This is a genomic window from Pseudomonas veronii (assembly GCF_001439695.1).
In the GTDB taxonomy this organism is placed as follows: domain Bacteria; phylum Pseudomonadota; class Gammaproteobacteria; order Pseudomonadales; family Pseudomonadaceae; genus Aquipseudomonas; species Aquipseudomonas veronii.
On sequence record NZ_JYLL01000005.1, the window covers coordinates 183451 to 205599 of the forward strand.

Consider the following 22149-nt stretch of genomic DNA (forward strand, 5'->3'; position numbering starts at 1 on the left):
GCGTGTTGAGTCAGAGGTCAGCGCGTCACTCTAGCGAGAGTGTCCGTTCAGTTCTGTAGCGAAATTGTATTGCCGCCAATGAGCGGGGGACTCAGGGCGATGGGCTGTGCGCGCAAGCGGGGGGAGGCTTGCGCGCATACTGGCGGGGTGTTGCCTGGCGGTTCAGGCCTGGCAGTACGTCTCGTGCAAATGGCGCCACAGCAGTGCGCCGCTGGCCTGTTTCTCGAAGACCACCGTGGCGCGGCGATCGGTCTGGGTGCCGCTGTCGTCGATCTGATGTTCGCGGTAACTGACGACGGCGCCGCGGGCATGCCGGTCAATGCCGCTCAGTTCGCTCAAGGTGATCTTCAACCCTGGCCGCTGGCCGCCCAGGCGGGTGAACAGGTAATTGACCCCAGCGGCGTTCATGCGTGTGCCGGTGGAGGGCGCAATCATGCTGAACTCCGGCGAGAAGCGCGCGAGCAGCCTTTGCAGCGTGCCTTCAGGCGCCACGCCGGCGAACCACTGTTCGATCTCGACGTGGGTCTGGATCACTTCTTCGAAAAAGTCGCTGTAGTCGATCATTTACAAACTCCTATTCAAACCAAAGCGTCGCTTCAATACGTTTTCCAACAACCCTTTGGGCAGTAACGCCGCCATCAACGGCAGTGCCCGACTGCCATTGCCCGCGCGCAATAAGCGGGGCGGTGTCGGTTGTTGCACGGCGTTCAGGACCTGGCTGGCAAATCGGCTGGCCGGTGTCGGGTTGTCCTGGGAGGCCCGGGAGCGCGCGCGGATGCCTTCGCGCAACGGCCACCACGGCGATTGTTCGTTGATCAACAGCTCCGCCTGGGCCCCGGCGTTTTTCGCAAAGCGGGTATCGATTGCGCCCGGTTGCACTTCCATCACCCGCACGCCAAACGGCGCCAGTTCCATGCGCAGGGCATCGCTCAAGGCATGCACGGCGGCTTTGGAGGCGCAGTAGGCGCCAGCGAATGGTGTCACCAGCACCCCGGAAACGCTGCCGATATTCACCACCAGGCCTTTGCCGCGACGCAGCGCGGGGAAGAACGCCTGGGTCACGCCGACGATGGAAAACACGTTGGTTTCGAACTGACACTGCAGCGCCTCGGTGCCGCCGTCGAGCAACGGGCCCATGGCGCCGTAGCCGGCGTTGTTGACCAGCACATCCAGCTCGCCCCACTGCTCGGCCAGGTGCTGCAAGGCGGCGCTGTCGTTGACGTCCAGTTGCACCGCGTTGAAGCCGGCGGCGGACAAGCCGGCGACGTCTTCCGGTTGGCGGGCGCTGGCCCACACGTCGAAGCCGGCGGATTTGAAGGCCTCGGCCAAGGCGCGCCCGATGCCGCTGGAGCAACCGGTGATGAGTACGTTGGGCATGGATCGGTCCTTTGTCAGTCCGAGAAGCTGCCTTGCAAATGCTCGGCGCGAAATTCCAGGGTTTGCGGGCGGTAGCCAGGGCGCAGCGGCGGGGTGGGCAGGCAGTCGTCCCAGGTGGCGCCGGCCTGCAACTCGCCGGGGCCGCGATAGCGTGGGGCAGCGTAGACGTTGTCGGCCAGGTTGACCGTATCGCCCGGCGCATAGGCAGCGACGCGCCAGCGCAGTTCGGTCAGCGGTACGTCGTTGCCGTTGTTCAGGGTCAGCTTCAGTGGGCGGTCGGCCGGGCAGTCCTGCGGGGCGTAGACAATGCGCAGCTCCAGGCGCGCCAGTTGCGACGCTTCACGATTGTCCAACCACACCACCCACACGCCCACCAGCCCCAGGCCCACAGCGGCGGCCAGCGATACGGGTAGGGCTTTGGCCGGATAGCGCAGCAGCAGGACCAGCCAGGTGATGATCAGGAGAACGCCGAAGAACATGGAGACCACCTCGAATAGGGAACGAGCATCCTAACTTAAGCGTAGGTGGGATTGGCTACCTTGAGTGCTGCGGTGGCCGGGCGGGCCTCATCGGGGGCAAGCCCCCTCCCACCTTTGATCTGTGAATACATTCAAATGTGGGAGGGGGCTTGCCCCCGATGAGGCCCTCACAACCAGCACAAATCCCAAACAAAAAGCCCCCTCCCACCTTTGATCTGTGAATACATTCAAATGTGGGAGGGGGCTTGCCCCCGATGAGGCCCTCACAGCCAGCGCAAATCCCAAACAAAAAGCCCCCGATGAGGCCCTCACAACCAGCACAAATCCCAAACAAAAAGCCCCCACCCACCTTTGATCTGTGAATACATTCAAATGTGGGAGGGGGCTTGCCCCCGAGAGGCCCTCACAGCCAGCACAAATCCCAAACAAAAAGCCCCCTCCCACCTTTGATCTGTGAATACATTCAAATGTGGGAGGGGGCTTGCCCCCGATGAGGCCCTCACAGCCAGCGCAAATCCCAAACAAAAAGCCCCCACCCAAGCCACTGCGGATAGGGGACGCAATGACCTGGGCGAGGGCTTCTTTACGACTGTTTTACTGCGCGATCGTTTTCACCGACACGCCACGTTCCACCGGCGTCGAGCGACCGTAGATATCCTCAAACCGCTCGATATCGTCTTCGCCCAAATAGCTGCCCGATTGCACTTCGATGATCTCCAGCGGGATCTTGCCCGGGTTGCGCAGGCGGTGTACCGAGGCGATCGGGATGTAGGTGGACTGGTTCTCGCAGAGCAGGAACACGTTCTCGTCACAGGTGACTTCGGCGGTGCCGCTGACCACGATCCAGTGTTCGGCGCGGTGGTGGTGCATCTGCAGCGACAGGCACGCGCCCGGCTTGACCGAGATGTGCTTGACCTGGAAACGCCCGCCCATGTCGACCGAGTCGTAGGAGCCCCACGGACGGTAGACTTCGCAGTGGTTCTGGGTTTCGCTGCGCCCTTGTTCGTTGAGGGTGGCGACCATCTGCTTGACGCCCTGGACCTTGTCCTTGTGGGCAATCATCATCGCGTCCTTGGTTTCCACCACCACGATGTTTTCCAGGCCGATCACCGACACCAGCTTGCCGTTGCCGTGGATCATGCAGTTCTTGCTGTCCTGGATCACCACGTCGCCTTTGGTGACGTTGCCGTTGACGTCTTTATCGTTGACCGCCCACAGCGACGCCCAGCAACCCACGTCGCTCCAGCCCGCGCTCAGCGGCACCACGCAGGCGCGCTGGGTTTTTTCCATCACCGCGTAGTCGATGGAATTGTCCGGGCAGCAGGCGAAGGTGGCTTCGTCGAAGGTCACGGTGTCGGCGGTCTGCTCGCTGCGTTCGAGGGTCAGCACGCAGGTGTCGTAGATGTCCGGGTCGTGCTTTTTCAGCTCTTCGAGGAAGCGGCTGGCGCGGAACAGGAACATGCCGCTGTTCCAGAAGTAACCGCCGCTTTTGACGAACTCGACGGCGCGTTTTTCATCGGGTTTTTCCACGAACTGTTGTACGCGGCTCACGCCTTCGGGCAGCAGCGAATCGTTGGCGGACTTGATGTAGCCATAACCGGTTTCCGGACGGGTCGCCGGCACGCCGAACAGCACCATCTCGCCACGCTCGGCGGCCACGGTGGCCAGGGCCAGGGCGCGTTGCAGGGCTTTCTGGTCGTCGATCACATGGTCGGCCGGCAGCACCAGCATCAGTTCATCGCGGCCTTCATTGACCAGCATCATCGCGGTCAGCGCCACGGCTGGCGCGGTGTTGCGGCCGAAGGGTTCCATCAGGATGCGCTGGGCTTCCAGCTTGCGCACGCTCAGTTGCTCGTTGACGATGAACCGATGGTCTTTGTTGCAGACCACGATTGGAGTGTCCATGCCATCGAATACCAGGCGCTCCAGGGTTTGCTGGAACAGCGTGTGCTCGCCGGTCAGGGCCAGGAACTGTTTAGGAAACTGTTTGCGCGAAAGCGGCCAAAGACGTGAGCCGCTACCACCGGAAAGGATTACTGGGATCATGCTGTTTCTCCTTGAATCGATTTGGGTCAGAGCTACGAAGGTTTGTCGTTCCACTCTTGTTTTTGTCTCGGTCCGAACTGACGCCTCTGCCCTCTGTAGGCGCGAGCTTGCTCGCGAAGAACTTCCAGACACCGCGTACATCCAGAATGCTCGCGTCATCAGTGGCGATTTTCGCGAGCAAGCTCGCTCCTACAGTGGGTTGCTGTCAGTCCGAGAAATGTTTAGCGGGTCGACACGGGGCGTTTCACCCACACTGGCGACAGGCTTGAACCGGAGCCGGTGATGTACAGCACCGCCGCCTCACCACGCTCCAGGGCTACCGGTTTCACGTCGCCGACTTTCTTGTCGCCGTCGTACAGCGCCAGGCTGACCTTCACCGGGTTGATTTCACGCTCGCCACGGCCTTTGGCGGCGACGGCCTTGACCACGTCGGTCTTGCCGTCGGCGGTTTTCAGGGTCAGGGCCTTGTCGCTGAGGTTCTGCACGCGCACCAGGGATTTCTGTTTGTTCTTGAACGGCGGTTCTTCGATCAACTGCGGCTGACCGCTGCTGTTGTTGACCAGGGTGTAGTAGTGGTCGGCGGCGAGCTTGACCGACACGGTCTGGCTGCCCACCTTGGCGCTGTAGTCGCCGCCGGGCATGAAGCTGAAGTCGCTGCTGGCCAACGGGGCGACGTCGCTCAGGTTGGTGGCGCCGACGGTGGCGCTGACTTCCTGATTGGAGGCGTTATAGACACGCACGAAGCTCGAGCCTTTCGGTGCGACAGGGCCGTACAAGGCCGCGTCACCGGCGAAGGCGGACATCGATACAACGCTCATGCCGGCAACCAGGGCCAGGGTCTTGGCGAGACGACGCGGAGTAGTAGTGAAAGTCATGTGAGTTACCTCTCTTTCAGTTTTGCGCCCGTTCGGGCGTCTCGGATTTTGGGTGTTTAGCTGGAGTGTTCAGAGCCATGTTCTGTTGGCGCGCACCGGCTTGTTTGAGTTGCGCGACCCACTGCGGGTCGGCATCGCCGATTTCGTTGTTGACAGGCAGATAGCGTTCGGGGAACTCCCAGATCAGCACCTGGGGCGGGCGGTTCTTGAAGTCATCGCTTTTGAGGTAGCTGAGCATCGGCAGGATCGGGCCATGGCCGTCTTCGGCGTAGCTGATCACGTCGCTGCCCAGGGCTTGCTTGAGCGCCCCGACGAAGTTCCAGTTGGGGTTGGCGCTGTAGCTGGTGCCGACCAGTGCCACCGGGGTTTCGCTGTCGCTGAACAGCGCGTCGTCGCCTTTGGTTTCGGCCAGGTGCGTGACGCGTTTTTCCAGCGGCTCCTTGGGCGGCATCAGGTTTTCGAACAGCGGGTCGAGCGGCAGGAACAGGCGCAGGTCGCCCTTGTGCGGTGCGGTTTTCTCGGCTTCGGTGACAAAGCGCTGCGGTTCTCCGCTCAGTGGGGCCTTGTCGGCGATCGCCTTGGCCAGTTGCTTGGCGGCGATTTCGGCACCGTCCGGGGTCCAGTGGGTGTCGGTGCGCAGGAACACTTGCTGGCCGCCGAGCTTGGCCTGTTGCAGCGGGCCAAGCAGGTCGGGGGCGAGGATCTTGTCGGCGGCGACACGGGCGTGGAAGTCCTGGTACAGGTTGGCGTGGATGCTCGCCGGTTTCACGTCACCCAGGTGTTCCGGGTACAGGCGCACCTTGGCCGGCACGATGGCGAGCACCAGTTGAATGCCTTGGGCCTTGAGCTGCTGGCGCACGCCTTCGACCAGGGCGTAGTTGCCCTCCAGGTTCTGCTCTTCGTTGACGGCGGGGTTGAACTCCTCGTCGCTGTACAGCCAGTGATCGCGGCCCAGCACTACGCCGGGGCGGCCTTCATTGAACAGCTTGTAGTCCAGCGCAGCCCAGAGGTTGGTGCCCAGGCGCTTGATCGGGAACTGTTCGTCGTAGTGGGTCTCGACGGCTTTGGTCCAGCGGCCGTTGAGCACGGTGGCGTCGGCATTGGTGCTGAAGCCGAAGAAACCGCGCAACGACCAGGCGCCCAGGGCGAGCAGCACCACCAGGAACAGGCTGATATAGAGGACGCGCAATGATCGGGTCATGGTCGGCTCCCTCAGAATTGGAAGTAAAGGAACGGCGAGAAACTCTGCGCCGACAGTTTCAGAATCGACGCCACGAACAGCAGCAGCACCGCCGCGCGCATGGCGTAGCGTGGCCAGTCAGCGGTCCAGTAGGCCGGTTGCACGGCGGCGTCTTTGCCCACGGTGAAACCTGGCTGGTGGATGCTGCCCGGGTCGTCGCCCGGTACGGCCTTGATCAGGCTCGGGTCGGCCGCCTTGGTTTTCTCGGCAGGGCGGTTGCTGTAGAAGTCGCGCAGGCCAAAGAACGCCAACGTTGCGTAGGCCACCACCAGGGTCGCCACTTGCAGGCCGGTGAGGCTGGCGCGGTTGAGTTCCGACAGCGACCATTCGCCAAAGCTGAACATCGCGCCGTACATGCGCCCGGCGACGTGCAGGTTTTCGGAACGGAAGATCACCCAGCCCATCACCACCAGCAGGAAGGTCAGCGCCCAGCGGATCGGGTTGAAGCTGCGCGGCGAGGTGTTCAGGCCGATGGCTTTCTCGATCGCCAGCCACATGCCGTGCCAGGCGCCCCACACGATGTAGGTGATGTTCGCGCCGTGCCACAGGCCACCGAGCAGCATGGTCAGGAACAGGTTGCGGTAGGTGATCAGCGTGCCTTTACGGTTGCCGCCCAGGGTGATGTAGAGGTAGTCGCGCAGCCAGGTCGATAGGCTGATGTGCCAGCGCCGCCAGAACTCGGTGATCGACTGGCTGATGTACGGCTGCTTGAAGTTTTCCATGAAGCGGAAACCCATCATCAAGCCCAGGCCGATGGCCATGTCGCTGTAGCCGGAGAAGTCGAAGTACAACTGCGCGGTGTACGCCAGCGCACCGAGCCAGGCATCACCGGTGGTGGGGTTTTGCAGGGCGAAGCAATGGTCGGCCACCACCGCCAGGGTGTCGGCGATGAAGACCTTCTTGATGAACCCCTGCATGAACCGCGTACAGCCTTCGGAGAACTTGTCGAGGGTGTGGGTGCGGTTGTTGAACTGGTCGGCCAGGTCGCGAAAGCGCAGGACGGGGCCGGCGATCAGGTGCGGGAAGATCGCCACGAACGCGGCAAAGTCGATGAGGTTGCGCGTGGCCGGAGTGTCGCCGCGATACACGTCGATGATGTAGCTGATGGACTCGAAGATGTAGAACGAGATCCCGATCGGCAACAGTACGTGGGTCAGGATGAACGGCTCCAGGCCCGCCGACTTCATCATCACGTTGATACTGTCGACGCCGAAGTTGGCGTACTTGAAGTAGCCGAGGATGCACAGGTCGACCGCCACGCCCAGCAGCAGCCAGCGTTGCGCCGGCTTGGTACGCACGCCGGCGGCACCGACCTTGAGGCCGATCCAGTAATTCCACAGCGTGACGGCGGCGAACAGCGCCAGGAAGTCCACTCGCCACCAGGCGTAGAACACGTAGCTGGCCAGTAGCAGCAGCAGGTTGCGATAGCGTTGCCCGCTCAAGTAGTACAAGCCGAGAAAGATCGGCAAGAACAGAAACAGGAACACATTGGACGAGAAAACCATCCCGATCTCTCCATGTTTAACCAACAGTCAAGGGCCGCAGCCCCCCCAAACCCCCCCACGAATCCGGGGGGAGGTTGTATTGCTCAAATGTGGGAGGGGGCTTGCCCCCGATGGCGGTGTAACAGTCGCCATCTGTGTTGAATGACACACTGCTATCGGGGGCAAGCCCCCTCCCACATTTCTAACCGCGTTTCGTCAGATGCCTTTGTTGCCTTTTTCGTGCGTCGGGTCGTAGACCTTGGTCAGGTCGCCCCCGAGGCGGAAGGTCTTGAACGGCTGCATCCCATGTTTGCGCTCGAGCACATCCGGTGCGCAGGTGTAGAGGGTGCAGAAGGGTTCAAGCCAGGCGAATTTCATGTCTTCCTTGAGGTCCTTCATGTCCTGCTCTTTGCCGTTCTTCTGCTCGAAGATCTGCGGGTCCTTGACCCCGGCCAGCACCTTGTCGCCCAGGCGTTTGAGCGCGCCGTTGTTTTCCTGGCGCAGGTCCACGCCGTTGACCAGGGCAAAACTGGCGATCATCGACAGCGGCGGCAGGGCGTAGTTGTGGTACGACAGCGCGCGCTGCTGGCGCTTCAGTTCGTTGGGCAGGAAGCCCTGGTCGTCGACCTGGTTGGCGCCGACTTTGTATTCCTTCACCGCCCAGTCAAACAGGTCGCGACGGTTGGTGGCGATGGACGTCGCCATCACCGACCAGGCGGCCCAGTAGGAGTGGTTGTTGGTTTTTTCCAGCGGCAGGTTGTCCCAGTCGCTCACCACCTGATCGGCCAGCCGGTTGAACCAGGCTTCGATCAACTGCGATTCCTGCTGATGGTTGGCCAGCGGGTGCGAGTCGGAGAACTTCAGGCGCACATAGGCCGAGGCCATGCTGCCCAGCGCCCATTTGCGCATGGATTTTCCGGTGTGGTTGAAGTCCTTGGACATCAACGCATCCGCCTTGGCCCAGCTGGTCAGCCAGTTGAGTGTGCATTCCAACTGTTCCGGGCGACCGTCGCGCATGAACTGCATCACGCGCTTGCTGGTGTCTTTTTCCAGCTTGGTGATGTCGGCGGTGCTGTCGCGGAAGGCTTTTTCCGACTGCACGTTCAGCGTGGAACGGGCCTTGTCCGAGCCTTCGTACTTGCTGCGAAACTGCAGCGAGCCGGTGTACGGCGCCGGCATGGCGTCGCAGCCGTCCTTGAAGTCGCCGGTCTTGAACGCTTCCACCGGGGCGAAATAACCCTGGGGCGGACGCAGTGGCGCGGCGGCATTCACAGAACCGGCGAAGATCGCCAGGCCCAGCAATGTGGGGATCAATAACTTCTGCATAGGTAACCTCATTGCCCGAGTGAGGCAGTCTTCTGACCGCCGCTTGGGAATACGTTGCGTGTGCAAATTTTCGCTTCGACTTTCTGCGCGGCAGCACCCGCTTCGGGGCCCTGCACTTCCACGGCCAGCAAGTTCTGCGAGGCCCAGTCTTCGTCGGTGCGCAGTTCAAAGGCGAAACGCCCGTCTGTATCGGATGTTTCGGGTTTTTCGATCTTGATGTCCTCGTGGCGCCCGTTCATGTACCAGAGGGTGGCTTGCAAGGTTTTCACCGACGGGTCGGCGAAGCGGATGTCGACCTGATGGTTGGCGTTGCGCAGGTCTTTGTTCGAACTGTTGACCAGCAATTCGTTCTTGCCGGGTTTCAGGGTGGCGCTGGCGCTCATCTGCGCGGTCTTGCCTTCGCAGCCGTTGTCCAGCAGCGCCATCATCTGGCGGTAGATGGTTTCCTGGTCGAGGCGGTACAACGGCGAGAATTCCCAGATCAGGATTTTCGGCGGGGTCTTCTGGAACTCGTCGCTGCCCAGGTACTGGATCATCGAGCCTTCCAGGCCACCGCCGGGGAAGGCGACGTTGAGGATGTCGGCGCCGATTTCCTGTTCGAGGAAGCCGGCGAAGTTGTAGTTCTTGCCGCTGTGGCTGGTGCCGACCAGGGTGATCTGCGGGTTGCCCGAATCGCCGAACAGGTCGCCGTCGCCCGCTTCGCCCTTGGGTTCGGTGGTGAACTGGTCCATGTACTGGATCGCGTAGCTGGTGCCGCACAGTTGCCCGGCCATGTTGTGCAGGGTGCCGGTCTTGCCCATGCGCCCGGAGCGCTTGGTTTCGAATTCGCGCTTGGGAATCTCGGCGAACTCGGGCATCGCGCGCACTTTGGCGCCGACGATTTTCGCGGTGCGCTGGGCGCCGTAAGGGGTCCAGTGCTGGTCGCCGCGGAAGTAGAAATCGTGGGCCGGCAATTCATCGGGCAACTGCTCGTTGGTCAACGGCGACAGGTCCGGCACCACGTAGCCCATCTTGGCGAAACGGCCGAGCATGCTCTTGTAGTTGCCCAGGGCCTTGTCGAAATCGAACGCGGCTTTCTCTTCGGGGTTGAGCTTGTTGCGGTTCACCAGGCCACGGGTCGGCTGGTAGACCACCACCAGTTCCACGCCCTTGGCCTTGAACGCATCGTGCAGCTGTTGCATGCGTTTGTAGCCGGCGGGGCTGGTGTCGAATTCGGTGCGCAGGTCTTCCTGGGTACGGAACAGCCAGTCGCCCTGGGCTTGCACCAGGGTGGTGAAGTTCTGCTGGTAGCGCGTGGTGTAGTTCTTCGCGTCGTGGGCCGCCGGGCACAGGCTGCAGCACGGTTCGGCGCTGAAGGTCGGCGCCTTGATCTCGTCGGCGCGCACGCCCTGGCTGGCCGCGAGCAGGCCGAGGGTCAGACCCGAGAGGCTCAACAGTTTGATCATGTGTGGGTGCATAAGGGTCATCCTCAGTCCTGCATTTCGGTCTGGCGTTCGACAGGGTCGATCAGCACGGCTTTCTGCTGGCGTACCAGCAGGTCGAGAATTTCTTCCTGACGATCGCCCAGCACGCCGGAGAAGCTGATGCCGCTGGATTTGGTCGGCGCCAGCATCGACACGCGGTACAGCTCGATACTCAACGGCGAGTCGATCGACAGCGGCCCGCTGCCGTTACCGGCCAGTTCGCCGCCGACCACGATCAGCGAGACCTTGGTGTCGAACGGGTCGAGGGCGATGTCGCGGTCGGTGTCGGTCAGGTCCTTGATGTGGCCATAGACGCCGGTCAGCCCGTTGGCCATCGAGGTGTTTTCGTACAGCTTGATGTTGACGCTGTTGCGTATGCGGATGCCGTGGCGACGGTTGGCGATCACCTTGTTGCCCCACAACAGGTTGTCGCCGCTCTCATAGAGCGTGATGCCGTCGGTGTGGTTGCGGTAGATCTCGTTGTCGGCGATCAGGTTGTTCACGCTGTTACGGTCGATCACCAGGCCCGACAGCTTGTTGTCGTAGCTGCGGTTGTTGAAGATGAAGCTGTCGTTCACTTCCCGGGAAATGATGATGCCGTGCTTCTTCTTGGTGCCGTAGACGGTGTTGTCCGCGATGATCAGGCCGTGGGAACGGTCGTGGGGGTCGATGCCGTAGACGATGTTGTCTTTGTAGGTGTTGCCCTTGATCACGAAGCCTTCGGTCTCGTAGCAGTAGAAGCCGTACCACATGTCCGAGAACTCGGAATCGATGATCCAGCCGGTCGGCTCAGGACGCTTGAGCACCTTGGCCATGTTCGGCGTGTACTGGGAAATACTCACCCCATACGACTTACTGTTGGCATAGCCGAAACTGGCCATCTTGGTGTTGGCGATGTAGGTCTCGGTGCCGCCCCAGGCCAGCAGGAACGGGCGGAATTCCTGGGGCGACTGGAAGGTCGCCGGGCCGTTGGCCTTTTCTTTCCAGCCGGTGATCTTGGTATCGCGCACGAACAGCTGGCCGTCGTTGATCAGGAACGCACCGGCCTCCTGGGACAGGCGCAGTTCTTTGGTGTGCTTGTCGATGTCGAGGATACCCTTGCGCCCGACCACGATCGGCAACTTGGCGAGGAACACGCCCGGCGAGGTTTCGCTGAGGTACTGCTTGGGCACTTTGCCCAGCAGGTCCTTGAGGTTCATGTAGCCGTCGTCGATAAAGATCGCCTGGGGAATGCCGTGCTGGCGCACCACCCACTCGGCCATCTTGTTGTCGCCGCCGATGAAGTCCTTCAGCGCGTCTTCCTGCATCATGCGGCGGATGCTGATTTTGCCCGGCTTGGTTCTGACGATTTTCTTTTCCATCGCCGCGGCGGTGTAGCCCGACAGGTCCGGCAGGGCCGGCTTGGGCATTTCCAGCGGCGCGGTCGGCGGGCTGGAAATTGTGTAGGTCTTGGCCTGTTGCAGTTCTTTGGCGATGGTCGGCGCCTTGACCGGCTGCGCGGTATCGGCGAAGGCTGTGGCATTGGCCATCAGCATCGCGGTCACCAGCAAGCATCTGCCTGTGAAGGGGTGAGCAATCATTGCGCGGGCTCCCATCAGAACTTCCAGATCACGTCGACAAAGGCGCGATGCATGTACGAGTCGACCTGGCTGCCATAAGCGTCGCCCGGTTTGAACACGCCGGCACGAAAGCGCACCAGGGCCGACGGTTCGTCGATCGACTGGCTGAGCGCGGCCGGCAGCAGGCCTTTCTTGAAGTACTTGGTGACGACCAGGTCCATCTCCTGGCCCAGGTCTTTCTTGCCGTCTTCAAGGGGCAGGGAGGTGCTGGACAGGATCGCGCCGGTCACGTCGTCGGTGTTGTTCTGCACGGCGTCGATGCCGTTGCTGCCCACCGGCTTGTTGCCGTCGACGCGCCAGAACTTGTGGTACACCAGGCTGGCGTCGTAGTCCTCGCGCAACTGCCAGGAGCCGAACAGGCTCATGGACTGCATGTTGTTCATCTCGCCGCGGAACGCTTCGCCGAAGCGATGCAGGCGGGACTGGGTGCCGGTGAAGTTCGAGCGGTTGCTTTGCAGGCCGTTCTGTTCGTACTCGGCGCTGGCGCGGGCATAGGCCGCACCCACTTGCCACTGCGGGTCGAGGCGCAGGCGGATACCCAGGTCGGTGGCCCAGCCGCTCACGTCTTCGCTGCGCTTGGCGTTGCTCGGGCGGGTGCCGTCGGCGTTCAACGCGTTGACGGTGTCGCGGTCGCCCTGCATGCCGGTGACGCTGGCCCAGTAGTTGACGGTGTTGGTGTTGCGCCAGTTGTAGGCGTCGCTGTTGGCCTCGATGCCGAGCCAGGTCAGGTCGCCGTTCTCGCGCTTGTCCAGCGGGTCGCTGGCCACGCCGGGTTCGGCGTAGTCGAGCTTGCCGTCGTCATGGGTGTGGTGCCCGCGCAGGCCGATCCACTGGCCCGGCGTCCACTGGTAGGCGGCGTCGGCGTAGAAGTGCTGGCGGTCCTTGTCCTTGGGCGACAGTTCCTTGAGGTCGGTGCGGTATTCGCTGAAGCGTTCGGCGGCGCCGACGTTGGCCTTGAGCAGGGTGGTGTCGAAGGTCCAGTTCAGCGCTTCGATGTTGGTGTCGCGCCATTGGCCGTCGTCATTGCGCAGACGCTGGCGGCCGAACTTGAGGAGCTCGCCGGGGTAGGGCGTGAAGCCGCTGTAGCCGACCCAGAACTCGCGCAGCGCCAGGTAGTTTTTCTTCGCTGTGCGGTCGCTGTTGCTCGACTGCTCGGTGGTGTCATCCGAGGACTGCTGCAGGGTGTCGGTCTCGATGATGTCGCTCGAGGCAACGGCCTGGCCCATGGCGTAGGCGCTCCAGTTGCCGCTTTCGCCGTAGATCCACGGGCGCAGGTCGAGGCCGATGCCGTTGACGTCGCCACCCTTTTGGGTGCCGAGGTCGCGGTCGTCTTCGGACTGGCCGGTGACTTTGACTTCCAGGCCGAAGTTATTGGCTTCGGTCAGCGCGGCCAGGGTCGGGCACGACCACAGCAGGGCGAAGGTCAGGCCGATACCGGCCTGCACGAATGGATTGAGCTTCATAGGGATTCCTCGCCGTCTTCTTCTTGCAGGGCGTGCAGTTGCAGCGTGCTCTGGGCCAGGGTGCCGCGCGCGGCCAGTTCCTGTTGCACCAGGCGTTGGCCTTCGGCGCGTTGTTCCGGCGTCAGCGGGATTTCGAGCTGCGTGGCCAGGTCATTGGCCTCTGGTGTGCCCTGGGCTTTAGCCAATTGGCTGAAGACATAGGCGTTCAATGGGTCGGGCTTGGTGCCCTTGCCTTGGGAAAACAATTGCGCGATGGCGAAGTCGGCGCTGTTCTGGCCGTTGCGCGCAGCAGTCAGCAGGTGGTCCAGGGCTTTTTGCGAGTAGACCTTGCCCAGGTAGCCACGGCGGTAGATCTGGCCGAGGTAGTAATCGGCGGCCACTTCGCGGCCCAGGGCTTTCTCGAAATGCGCTCCGGCGGCCTTGGCGTCCGCCGGCACCCACTTGCCATCGTAGTAGAGCTTGCCCAGCAACAGCTCGGCGCGCGGCTGGTCGGCGGCGCGGCCGTTGTCCAGGTACTTCATCATCTGGTCGACGTCGCCCAGTTCCGGGAAGTCGTAGAGCAATTGCGCCAGGCTGACCCAGGATGCGGGGTAGCCGGGGGCGATTTTTTCCAGCAGCGCCTGGGCGGTTTTCTCGTCGGTCTTGCCCAGCGTTGCGTCGCCCAATACGCGGGCCACGCTGTCGATGCGCTGTGCGGTGACGGTGCCGCTGCTGTAGCCGGCTTCCATTTGCTTGAGCAGTTCGGCCTGTTTTTCTGGCTCGGCTTTTTTCTGGTAGACCGTGGCCAGTTCGACGTAGCAGATATCGGTGGTGTTCAGCGCGGCCTTGCAGATGCGCTCGACATCATCCAGATGCTGGTCGTAGGTGTCCTGGGTGCGATACAGCAGCACCTGGGCCAGACCGGCTTCCGGGTAACCGGCGGCCTGCCATTTGTTGATCTGCTGCTGGGCGTTCACGTTGGGGAAGCTGTGCGGGTATTGCAGGTACAGCATCGCCAGCGGGATCAGGGTGTTGCCTTCGCCATTGGCAAAGGCTTTTTTCAGCAGGCCTTCGGCTTCATGGTGTTCGGCTTCGGTGGCGCCGGGCTTGGCCACTAGCAGGCGCCCCAGGCGGGCCTGGGCGCGCGGCGAAATATCCGCAGCGGCGCGGTAAGTGGCCTCGGCCTGTTTGATCTGCGCCGGATCGCGTGTGCCGACCTGGATATCGGCCAGGCCCACCTGGGCCTCGCTGTAACCCAGGGTCGCCAGTTGCTGGTAATTCTGCTGCGCGGTGAGCGTGTCGCCCCGCTTGAGGGCTTCGTTGGCCAGGCGCTGGTCGGGCAGACCGGCGCAACCGGCGAGGCTGACCGCAAGGGCCAGCAACGCGACAGGACCCTTGTGGGAGCGGGCTTGCTCGCGATGCAGGCCGTGCGGTCCGTCAGGCAAACCGCACTGATCCCATCGCGAGCAAGCCCGCTCCCACAGGGATTGCGGTGTTTTCAGGAGAGTCGTCACAGGCATGTCCTCGCTTACAGTCCGGCAGCCATGGCTTTATCGATCAGCCAGTTCAGCGATGGACCACGGTCGCTGGTGACTTCCACCGGGCGGCCGGCGTAGGCGCTGTCCAGCGGTGCGTCCGGCTTGATCTGCACGCGGATGTCGGAGGACAGGTCGGCGCTGTTCAGGCTGGTGCTGCTGACGATGGTGCCGGTGCGGGTCTGTTCTTCGTCGGCGACCTGGAAGTTCACCGGGGTACCTGGGCGAACGTCAGCGAACTGGCGGTAGGAGAAGCGTGCTTCCACGTTGGCCAGGCTGCCACGAGGCACCAGTTGGAAGATCACGTCGCCTTTGCTTGCGTATTGACCGTCGGCCACCATTTGCTGGGCCACGATGCAGTCGCAAGGCGAGGTCAGGGTGCCGGTCATTTGCTTGCCGAACAGTTCTTCGACCTTGGCCGGTTGCAGTTGGTCTTCGTCCAGATGGCCCTTGAGCACGTCGAGCATGCTGGTGCTGAAGGTCGCGAGCGGCGCGCCTTTGGCCGCCACCGCGTCGCCTTTGAGCAGGCTTTGCACGGTGCCGTCGCGGGGCATGGTCACGTTCATGCCGGGCACGCTGACCAGGCCGGCCTGGGCGTGGCTGACGAAGTACATGCCGTACAGCGATTTGAAGACGAAACCGAATGCCGCCAGGCCCACCAGGAAGATCGCCAGGCTGAACGTCACGGCGCGCAGGCGGCCGAAGACGCTCATGTTGCTGCCGCCGTCCTTGACCTTGCGCGCCTTGGTGAAGTTGTCGCGTTGCAGGGTGGCGAGTACGTCGCCCATGGTCACGATATCGCCCGACAGGTGCGACGTGATCAGGTGCCGCAGCGTGGAAATATCCTGCGCGTCGAGGTTCTGGAACTGGCAGCCGGTGCGCCCGCTCTGGCGGTCGTAGGAGCGAATCTGCAGCTCCACATCCATCGCCAGGCCGAGGTTGTCGATGACAAATTGCAGGCGACCCTTGTGCACTTCGCCAACGATCAGCGGCTGGGTGGCGGTGAACGCCAGGCCGCCGGCGGACAGGTCGATGACCCGCGCTTCGGTCGGCGTGCGGTCAGTGTTGAAAAAGCGCAACTTGGCCGGGATTTTGACCCGGGCGTGCTGGCGTTGGGCTTCGGATTCGTGGACAACGTTGGCGTTTACTTGGCTGTTCATCAGGGCAATTTCCTAGAGTTAATTCAGGCTTGGCAGGGTCAGACCATCATCAGCAACACGGCGACGAAAATGCTGCCGGCGGAGAAGGTCATGGTCCGAGACGACCAGGTGTTGAACCAACGTTGAAAGCTGGCCAAATCGCGGGTCAGTTTGGTGTCCTGGCGGGTCCAGGACTGTTGATCGAGGCGGAAGAACACGTAGATCTTCACCAGCGCGCCCATGATCTGGTTGTAATAGAGAATCACCGGGTACGCCGGGCCGATCCTGTGCCCGGAGCACGACAGCAGCACGGTCAGGATCAGGCGGGTGATGCCGATCCACAGCAGGTACGCGAGGATGAACGCGCCGCCGTACTTGAAGGTGGCGATGATCGCCACGGTCAGACCGAGCAGCGAGGTCCACATCGACACGCGCTGGTCGAACAACACCACGCTGGTGAATAGGCCGAGGCGACGTACACCCAGGCCCAGGGCGCGGGAGTTCTGGCGCAGGTTGTTGCCGTACCAGCGGAACATCAGCTTGCGGCTGGCTTTGATAAAGCTCTTTTCCGGCGGGTGCTCCACGGTGTTGATTGCGGCATCCGGTACGTAGAAGGTGTCGTAGCCCAGGCGCATCAGGCTGAACCAGCTGGACTTGTCGTCGCCGGTCAAAAACTTGAAGCGGCCCAGGCGCCAGTGTTGCAGCGAGTCGCTTTCCACATCGGCGATAAAGCCCGGGTCGGTGACCACGCTGGCGCGGAACACCGACATGCGCCCGGTCATGGTCAACACGCGCTTGGACAGGGCCATCGAGCACATGTTGATGTGGCGCTGGGCGAAGCGCAGTTTGTGCCATTCGCTCATGATGTAGCCGCCGCGCACTTCGCAGAACTCGTTGGTGGTCAGGCCGCCGACATTGCCGAACAGCTGGAACCACGGCACGGTTTTGCGCACGACGCCTTCGGCGAGCACGGTGTCGCCATCGATCACTGCAACCACGGCGCGGTCATCCGGCAAGTGGCGGGAGATGGCGCGGAAACCGAAGGCCAGGCCGTCGCGCTTGCCGGTGCCGGCGATACGCACGAAGTCGAGCTTCACATGGCCCGGCGGGTTCATGCGTTCCCACAGGCTTTTCACCAGCAGTTCATCGGACATTTCCACCAGCGAGCAGACCACGGTGGTGGGGAAGCCGCATTCGATCGCTTCGCGGATCACCGAGCTGTAAACCTGCGCGGTGGTCAGCGCATCGATCCGGAAACTGGTGACCATCAGGAACACATGGGACGGGTCCGCGGCCTTGCCCAACTTGCGCACTTTGCGCCGCAGGTGGGGGTAGACCACGTACAGGAACAGCATGCCGCGAAAGAAATGCGTCGCACCCATCGAGTAGCGCCAGATACCGACGGCGCCAATCAGGAAAATAAAATTCTTCGACTCGGAGTCGAACGTACTCGCCGGCAACAGCAGGGCGAGTCCCATCAGCAGGCTCAAGAAGAACAGCCAGCCGGCGGATTGGAGCAGTACGTGTTTTAACTTGGACATAGGCGTCATCCGCAGGTGAAGGAGGTTTCGAGCTGCAAGCGCTGGGGATCAGGACGCTGGCAGCCCGAAACTTGCGGTTGCTGTTACCAGCAAATACCTTCGGTACGGCCGCTCACACTGGTGGCCTTGGACATGAAGCCCACCAGGTCGACCACTTGCTTGCCGTGCGGTGCGTTATGGGCCAAGGCCCGGAACTTCTCGTCACGGTTGCCGAGGATGATCACGTCGCAGTTGTTGATCACATCGTCGAAGTCCGAGTTGAGCAGGGACGACACGTGCGGGATCTTGCCTTCGATGTAGTCCTTGTTCGCGCCGTGGACACGGGCGTATTCGACGTTGCTGTCGTAGATGCTCAGGTCGTAACCCTTGCCGATCAGCATTTCCGCCAGCTCCACCAGGGGGCTTTCGCGCAGGTCATCGGTGCCGGCCTTGAAGCTCAGGCCCAGCAGGGCGACTTTGCGTTTGTCGTGGCCGGCGACGATGTCGAAGGCGTTCTGCACCTGGGATTCGTTGCTGCGCATCAGCGAGTTGAGCAGCGGCGCTTCCACGTCCAGCGAGCCGGCGCGGTAGGTCAGGGCGCGCACGTCTTTGGGCAGGCACGAGCCGCCGAACGCGAAGCCCGGGCGCATGTAGTACTGGGACAGGTTGAGGGTCTTGTCCTGGCAGACCACTTCCATCACTTCGCGCCCGTCGACGCCGACGGCCTTGGCGATGTTGCCGATCTCGTTGGCGAAGGTCACCTTGGTGGCGTGCCACACGTTGCAGGTGTACTTGATCATTTCGGCAACGGCGATGTCCTTGCGGATGATCGGCGCGTCGAGTTCTTCGTACAGCGATTGCAGGACATCACCGGAGGCTTTGTCGAATTCGCCGATGACGGTCATCGGCGGCAGGTCGTAGTCGGCGATGGCGGTGGATTCACGCAGGAACTCCGGGTTGACCGCAACGCCGAAGTCGACGCCGGCTTTCTTGCCGGAGCAGTCTTCGAGGATCGGGATCACCACATTGGCCACGGTGCCCGGCAATACGGTGCTGCGCACGACGATGGTGTGGCGGGTGGTCTTGTCACGCAGGACAAAGCCGATCTCGCGGCATACCGATTCGATGTAGTTGAGTTCCAGGTCGCCGTTTTTCTTGCTCGGCGTACCGACGCAAATCATCGACAGGTCGGTAGCGCGGATGGCTTCGGCGAAGTCGGTCGTACCGCGCAGTCGTCCGGTCTCGATACCCTGGCTCAGCAGCTCGCCCAGGCCCGGTTCAACGATCGGCGATTTGCCTGCGTTGATCAGGTCGATTTTTTCCTTGGAGATGTCTACGCCGACCACTTCATGGCCGCGGGCAGACAGGCAACCGGCACAGACTGCGCCAACGTAACCCAAACCAAATATGCTGATACGCATCGCATTTACCTCTGTATTAAATCATGCCATTAAATGGCCGGAGTTCATGTTTGCAAGCGTCACTGATGCCGCGAAAGTTAGGCGAATAGACGCCGACTTGCCGCGTGCAGGCATGTTGAATAACGAGTGACTAACTATTGCACTCAAGTTGTGCGCAACGTGGCCTTGTTGTTGGTGCTTGCCCTGAAATGCAGCCGGCCTTCCTGGGAGAAGGGCCTGGCGCCAGTGCAACAGGGCCTTGATAAAAGGCTGTAAGCCTATAATTATCAATGCCTTGGGTTGTAGCACTGACCCATTGGGGTAAGCACGGCCTTGGCCTTATAGTGTGTGGCAATCGATCCTTATCGCCGCTCTTAACTAATCGGTTGGTAATATGAACCCAGAGTCAAAGTTTAATGTGACAACTTTGCTACTTCCGTTGGTCGCCATGTAAGTCATCTCTTACAGAAGCAGAGAATTCCGTTACCGGTGGTATGAGCGGTGCTTTAGGGCTAAGTTCCTGGCCGCTCATCCTGTTTCCGGAAATTTCTTGAAATATCAGCAAAGATGGCACTGGTACTATATTGATAGCACTTGCTATTTGGGCCAGTAGTTACGGGGAGTTGGCGCGCGGGAATAGTTTTGTGCCACTAGTGATTTAAAAAAGTGGTGCCACTACGAAAAAAAATGACGAATGTCGAGTGAAATAATTGTTAGAGATGCGTCAGGATATTTTTTGACGCCAAACAATTGACGATTTGCGCTGTGAAATGCAGACAAAAATGTGGGAGGGGGCTTGCCCCCGATGGCGGTGTGTCAGTCTATCCATGTATGACTGATCCCCCCCCATCGGGGGCAAGCCCCCTCCCACATTTGATCTTTAGCGTCTATGAGGGCGGAGCAGGGCCTTATTCCGGTGCGTGATCGCGCAGGAACACCAGGTTGTCCGGCTTGGACTGCTCGGCATTGAAGCGATAACCCTGCACATCGAACTGCTTGAGCTGGGCCGGGTCGTTGATACGCTCTTCGATCACGAAGCGGCTCATCATGCCCCGCGCCTTTTTCGCGTAGAAGCTGATGATCTTGTACTGGCCGTTCTTCAGGTCCTTGAACTCGGTATTGACGATCCGCGCATTCAGCGCCGTGCGCTTGACCGCCGAGAAGTACTCGTTGGACGCCAGGTTGAGCAGCACGTCATCGCCTTGTTCGGCCAGGGCTTGGTTGAGCCACTCGCTGATCCGGGTGCCCCAGAAGGCGTACAGGTCCTTGCCGCGGGCGTTGGCCAGCTTGGTACCCATCTCCAGGCGATACGGCATCATCAGGTCCAGGGGGCGCAGCAGGCCGTACAGGCCCGAGAGCATGCGCAGGTGGTCCTGGGCGTAGCTGAAGTCGGCGTCGCTGAAGGTGTCGGCGTTGAGGCCGGTGTACACGTCGCCCTTGAACGCCAGCAACGCCTGCTTGGCGTTGGCAGGTGTGAACGCCGGGGTCCAGCTGCCGAAGCGCGCGGCGTTGAGGCCGCCGATCTTGTCGGACACATGCATCAATTCGCTGATCTGCGCCGGGCTCAGGTGGCGCAGTTGCTCGATCAACTCCTGGGAATGGTCCAGGTACTGCGGCTGGGTAAAGCGCTGGGTCGCAGGCCTGGACTCGAAGTCGAGGGTCTTGGCGGGGGAAATCACCATCAGCATGAAGTTGGCTCCTGTAATCGTGCTTGTAACGTGGGCGGGATTCTAGGGGGTTGGGCACTTTGACTCCACCTATGATGGCGATAGGCGCGATCCGTTATGATGGCCGGTGATTCTGGAGAGGGAGACCCTGTGTGCGAATAGCGCTTTTATTGTCGGCGTGCCTGTTTTGCCTGAACGCCCACGCGGCGCCGGTGGACGTGGCCAGCCTGGATCGCGGCGTCTGGCCGGAAAAACTCAGCAGCCCTGCGCTGTTCGACGTGGCCTCACGCGCCGAAATATTGATGTTCGCCCGCAGCCTGATCGGCAGCGAAGCCCTGGATGAAGCGGCGCTCAAACAGCGCCTGGGCCTGAAGATCATCAACCTGGCGGCCATCGACGATCTGCGTCGCCAGCTCTGGCGGCGCCTTCTGGAGAATTACATCGCTGCCCAGGAAAGTTGCGAGGAGGATGCGTCGTTCTGCTACCTGGTGGAAAACATGGACGACCTGCGCGAGCAGGCCGGCAAGTTCGAGGTCAGTGACAACTCCTTCTATATAGGCTGGGCCGGCCCAAGCCACAATTTCCACGAGCGTTACCTGGACGAACTGCTGCGCAAAGCCGCGCTGTTCCCGCAGATCAGCAGCGAAATCGCACGTTTCGGTGACCATGAGCGCAATGGCGACGAATTCAACGACCGCCTGTTCCTGCTGACCTTCGACGGCGGCCCGGCACCGGTCAGCGGCAATACCGACTGGCTCACCGATTACCTGCGCAAGCAGAAGATGAACGCCACGTTCTTCGCCCTCGGCAGCAGCCTGCAAAACCGTGTGGAGCGCAGTTCCGTCGCGGATGTGCAGGCGCTGTATCAGGGGCAGTGCGTGGGCACTCAAGGTTGGCAGTACCGTTCCCACAGCCATTGGGTCGACTGGCAAAGTTCGATCATCCGCAGCGCCGCGCTGGCGCAGAACCTGATGCCGGAAAACTACGTGCCGCTGTTCCGTCCACCCTACGGCCAGCGCCGCGCGGACAGCCAGGGTTTCTTCCAGTCCCAGGGTTTGCAGGTGGCGTTGTGGGATATCGACTCCCAGGACGAACCGGGCAAGCTCAAGGCCGATGAGTCGGCGCAGCGGGTGCTGACATTGATGTTGTTGTGGCGCAAAGGGGTGATTGTGTTTCACGACACCCAGGACAAGGCGCGGGTCGCATTACCGATGGTATTGCAGGCAACGGCGCAAAGCGGGCTGGGTTGGCAGGACTGCCGGGAGGCGTTTCGCTGAAGAGGCTGAAGTGCCCGCTCCCGTTGGGGATGCGGCATTTTCGGGGTGATTTTGTACGATATTTCTATGCGGGCCGACTTCCGACTTTAACGGGGTAGCTGGCACTCGGCTAGTGCTATTCGTCATCCTGAAAAATAAACTTCAAAAAAACGTCAAAGTGCTTTTTCCTGTCATGGGTTTTGCGGTATTACGAAGTCAGATCGCCGAAACCTGCAACACAGGTGGCGTCTTCCAAGACTCCTCATGTGGGCACTGCACTT

General features: G+C 61.5%; 17 protein-coding genes. 1 reads left to right on the plus strand and 16 read right to left on the minus strand.

Annotated elements, in window-relative coordinates; all coding sequences use genetic code 11:
- Positions 1-162: 162 nt before the first annotated feature.
- The 16 genes from TU80_RS08785 to yaaA form a co-directional block, all read right to left on the minus strand.
- Entirely contained in the window at positions 163-564 is a 402-nt protein-coding gene (locus TU80_RS08785; RefSeq protein WP_017845899.1) for a hypothetical protein, read from the minus strand.
- Positions 565-1377: an SDR family oxidoreductase gene (locus TU80_RS08790; protein WP_046384633.1), complete on the minus strand. Its 813-nt coding sequence runs from the start codon at positions 1375-1377 to the stop codon at positions 565-567.
- 14 nt (positions 1378-1391) lie between these two features.
- Complete coding sequence (locus TU80_RS08795) at positions 1392-1856, minus strand: hypothetical protein (RefSeq protein WP_017845897.1); 465 nt, start codon at positions 1854-1856, stop codon at positions 1392-1394.
- A gap of 594 nt (positions 1857-2450) precedes the next feature.
- Positions 2451-3902, minus strand: coding sequence for a mannose-1-phosphate guanylyltransferase/mannose-6-phosphate isomerase (locus TU80_RS08800; protein ID WP_046384632.1), 1452 nt, complete (start codon positions 3900-3902; stop codon positions 2451-2453).
- 221 nt (positions 3903-4123) lie between these two features.
- Positions 4124-4777: an alginate O-acetyltransferase AlgF gene (locus TU80_RS08805; protein ID WP_046384631.1), complete on the minus strand. Its 654-nt coding sequence runs from the start codon at positions 4775-4777 to the stop codon at positions 4124-4126.
- A 16-nt stretch (positions 4778-4793) separates the two neighbouring features.
- On the minus strand, positions 4794-5978 hold the full coding sequence (locus TU80_RS08810; RefSeq protein ID WP_046384630.1) for an alginate O-acetyltransferase: 1185 nt from the start codon (positions 5976-5978) through the stop codon (positions 4794-4796).
- Between the two features lie 11 nt (positions 5979-5989).
- Positions 5990-7522, minus strand: a complete 1533-nt coding sequence (locus TU80_RS08815; RefSeq protein ID WP_046384629.1) for an MBOAT family O-acyltransferase — start codon at positions 7520-7522, stop codon at positions 5990-5992.
- Positions 7523-7717: 195 nt separating this feature from the next.
- Positions 7718-8827 carry a mannuronate-specific alginate lyase gene (locus tag TU80_RS08820; protein WP_090234772.1) on the minus strand — a complete coding sequence of 370 codons (1110 nt, stop codon included), beginning with the start codon at positions 8825-8827 and terminating at the stop codon, positions 7718-7720.
- 8 nt (positions 8828-8835) lie between these two features.
- On the minus strand, positions 8836-10284 hold the full coding sequence (locus TU80_RS08825) for an alginate O-acetyltransferase (RefSeq protein ID WP_046385355.1): 1449 nt from the start codon (positions 10282-10284) through the stop codon (positions 8836-8838).
- An 11-nt stretch (positions 10285-10295) separates the two neighbouring features.
- Complete coding sequence (gene algG, locus TU80_RS08830) at positions 10296-11885, minus strand: mannuronan 5-epimerase AlgG (RefSeq protein WP_026140226.1); 1590 nt, start codon at positions 11883-11885, stop codon at positions 10296-10298.
- Positions 11885-13372 (minus strand): alginate export family protein, encoded by a 1488-nt coding sequence (locus tag TU80_RS08835; RefSeq protein WP_057004281.1) that lies wholly within the window; start codon positions 13370-13372, stop codon positions 11885-11887. The genes algG and TU80_RS08835 overlap by 1 nt, the downstream gene beginning before the upstream one ends.
- Positions 13369-14871 (minus strand): alginate biosynthesis TPR repeat lipoprotein AlgK, encoded by a 1503-nt coding sequence (gene algK, locus TU80_RS08840; protein ID WP_169850555.1) that lies wholly within the window; start codon positions 14869-14871, stop codon positions 13369-13371. The genes TU80_RS08835 and algK overlap by 4 nt, the downstream gene beginning before the upstream one ends.
- Positions 14872-14879: 8 nt before the next feature.
- Positions 14880-16046: an alginate biosynthesis protein Alg44 gene (locus TU80_RS08845; protein ID WP_017848639.1), complete on the minus strand. Its 1167-nt coding sequence runs from the start codon at positions 16044-16046 to the stop codon at positions 14880-14882.
- A 38-nt stretch (positions 16047-16084) separates the two neighbouring features.
- The gene (gene alg8 / locus TU80_RS08850) at positions 16085-17566 is read right to left on the minus strand and encodes a mannuronan synthase (RefSeq protein WP_017848640.1); all 1482 of its coding nucleotides are present in this window, start codon (positions 17564-17566) and stop codon (positions 16085-16087) included.
- A gap of 83 nt (positions 17567-17649) precedes the next feature.
- Complete coding sequence (locus tag TU80_RS08855) at positions 17650-18966, minus strand: nucleotide sugar dehydrogenase (RefSeq protein WP_046384626.1); 1317 nt, start codon at positions 18964-18966, stop codon at positions 17650-17652.
- Between the two features lie 887 nt (positions 18967-19853).
- On the minus strand, positions 19854-20633 hold the full coding sequence (gene yaaA, locus TU80_RS08860) for a peroxide stress protein YaaA (protein ID WP_046384625.1): 780 nt from the start codon (positions 20631-20633) through the stop codon (positions 19854-19856).
- Between the two features lie 131 nt (positions 20634-20764).
- Between yaaA and TU80_RS08865 the strand changes: the two genes are divergently transcribed.
- Positions 20765-21889, plus strand: a complete 1125-nt coding sequence (locus TU80_RS08865; RefSeq protein ID WP_057004283.1) for a polysaccharide deacetylase family protein — start codon at positions 20765-20767, stop codon at positions 21887-21889.
- Positions 21890-22149 lie beyond the last annotated feature (260 nt).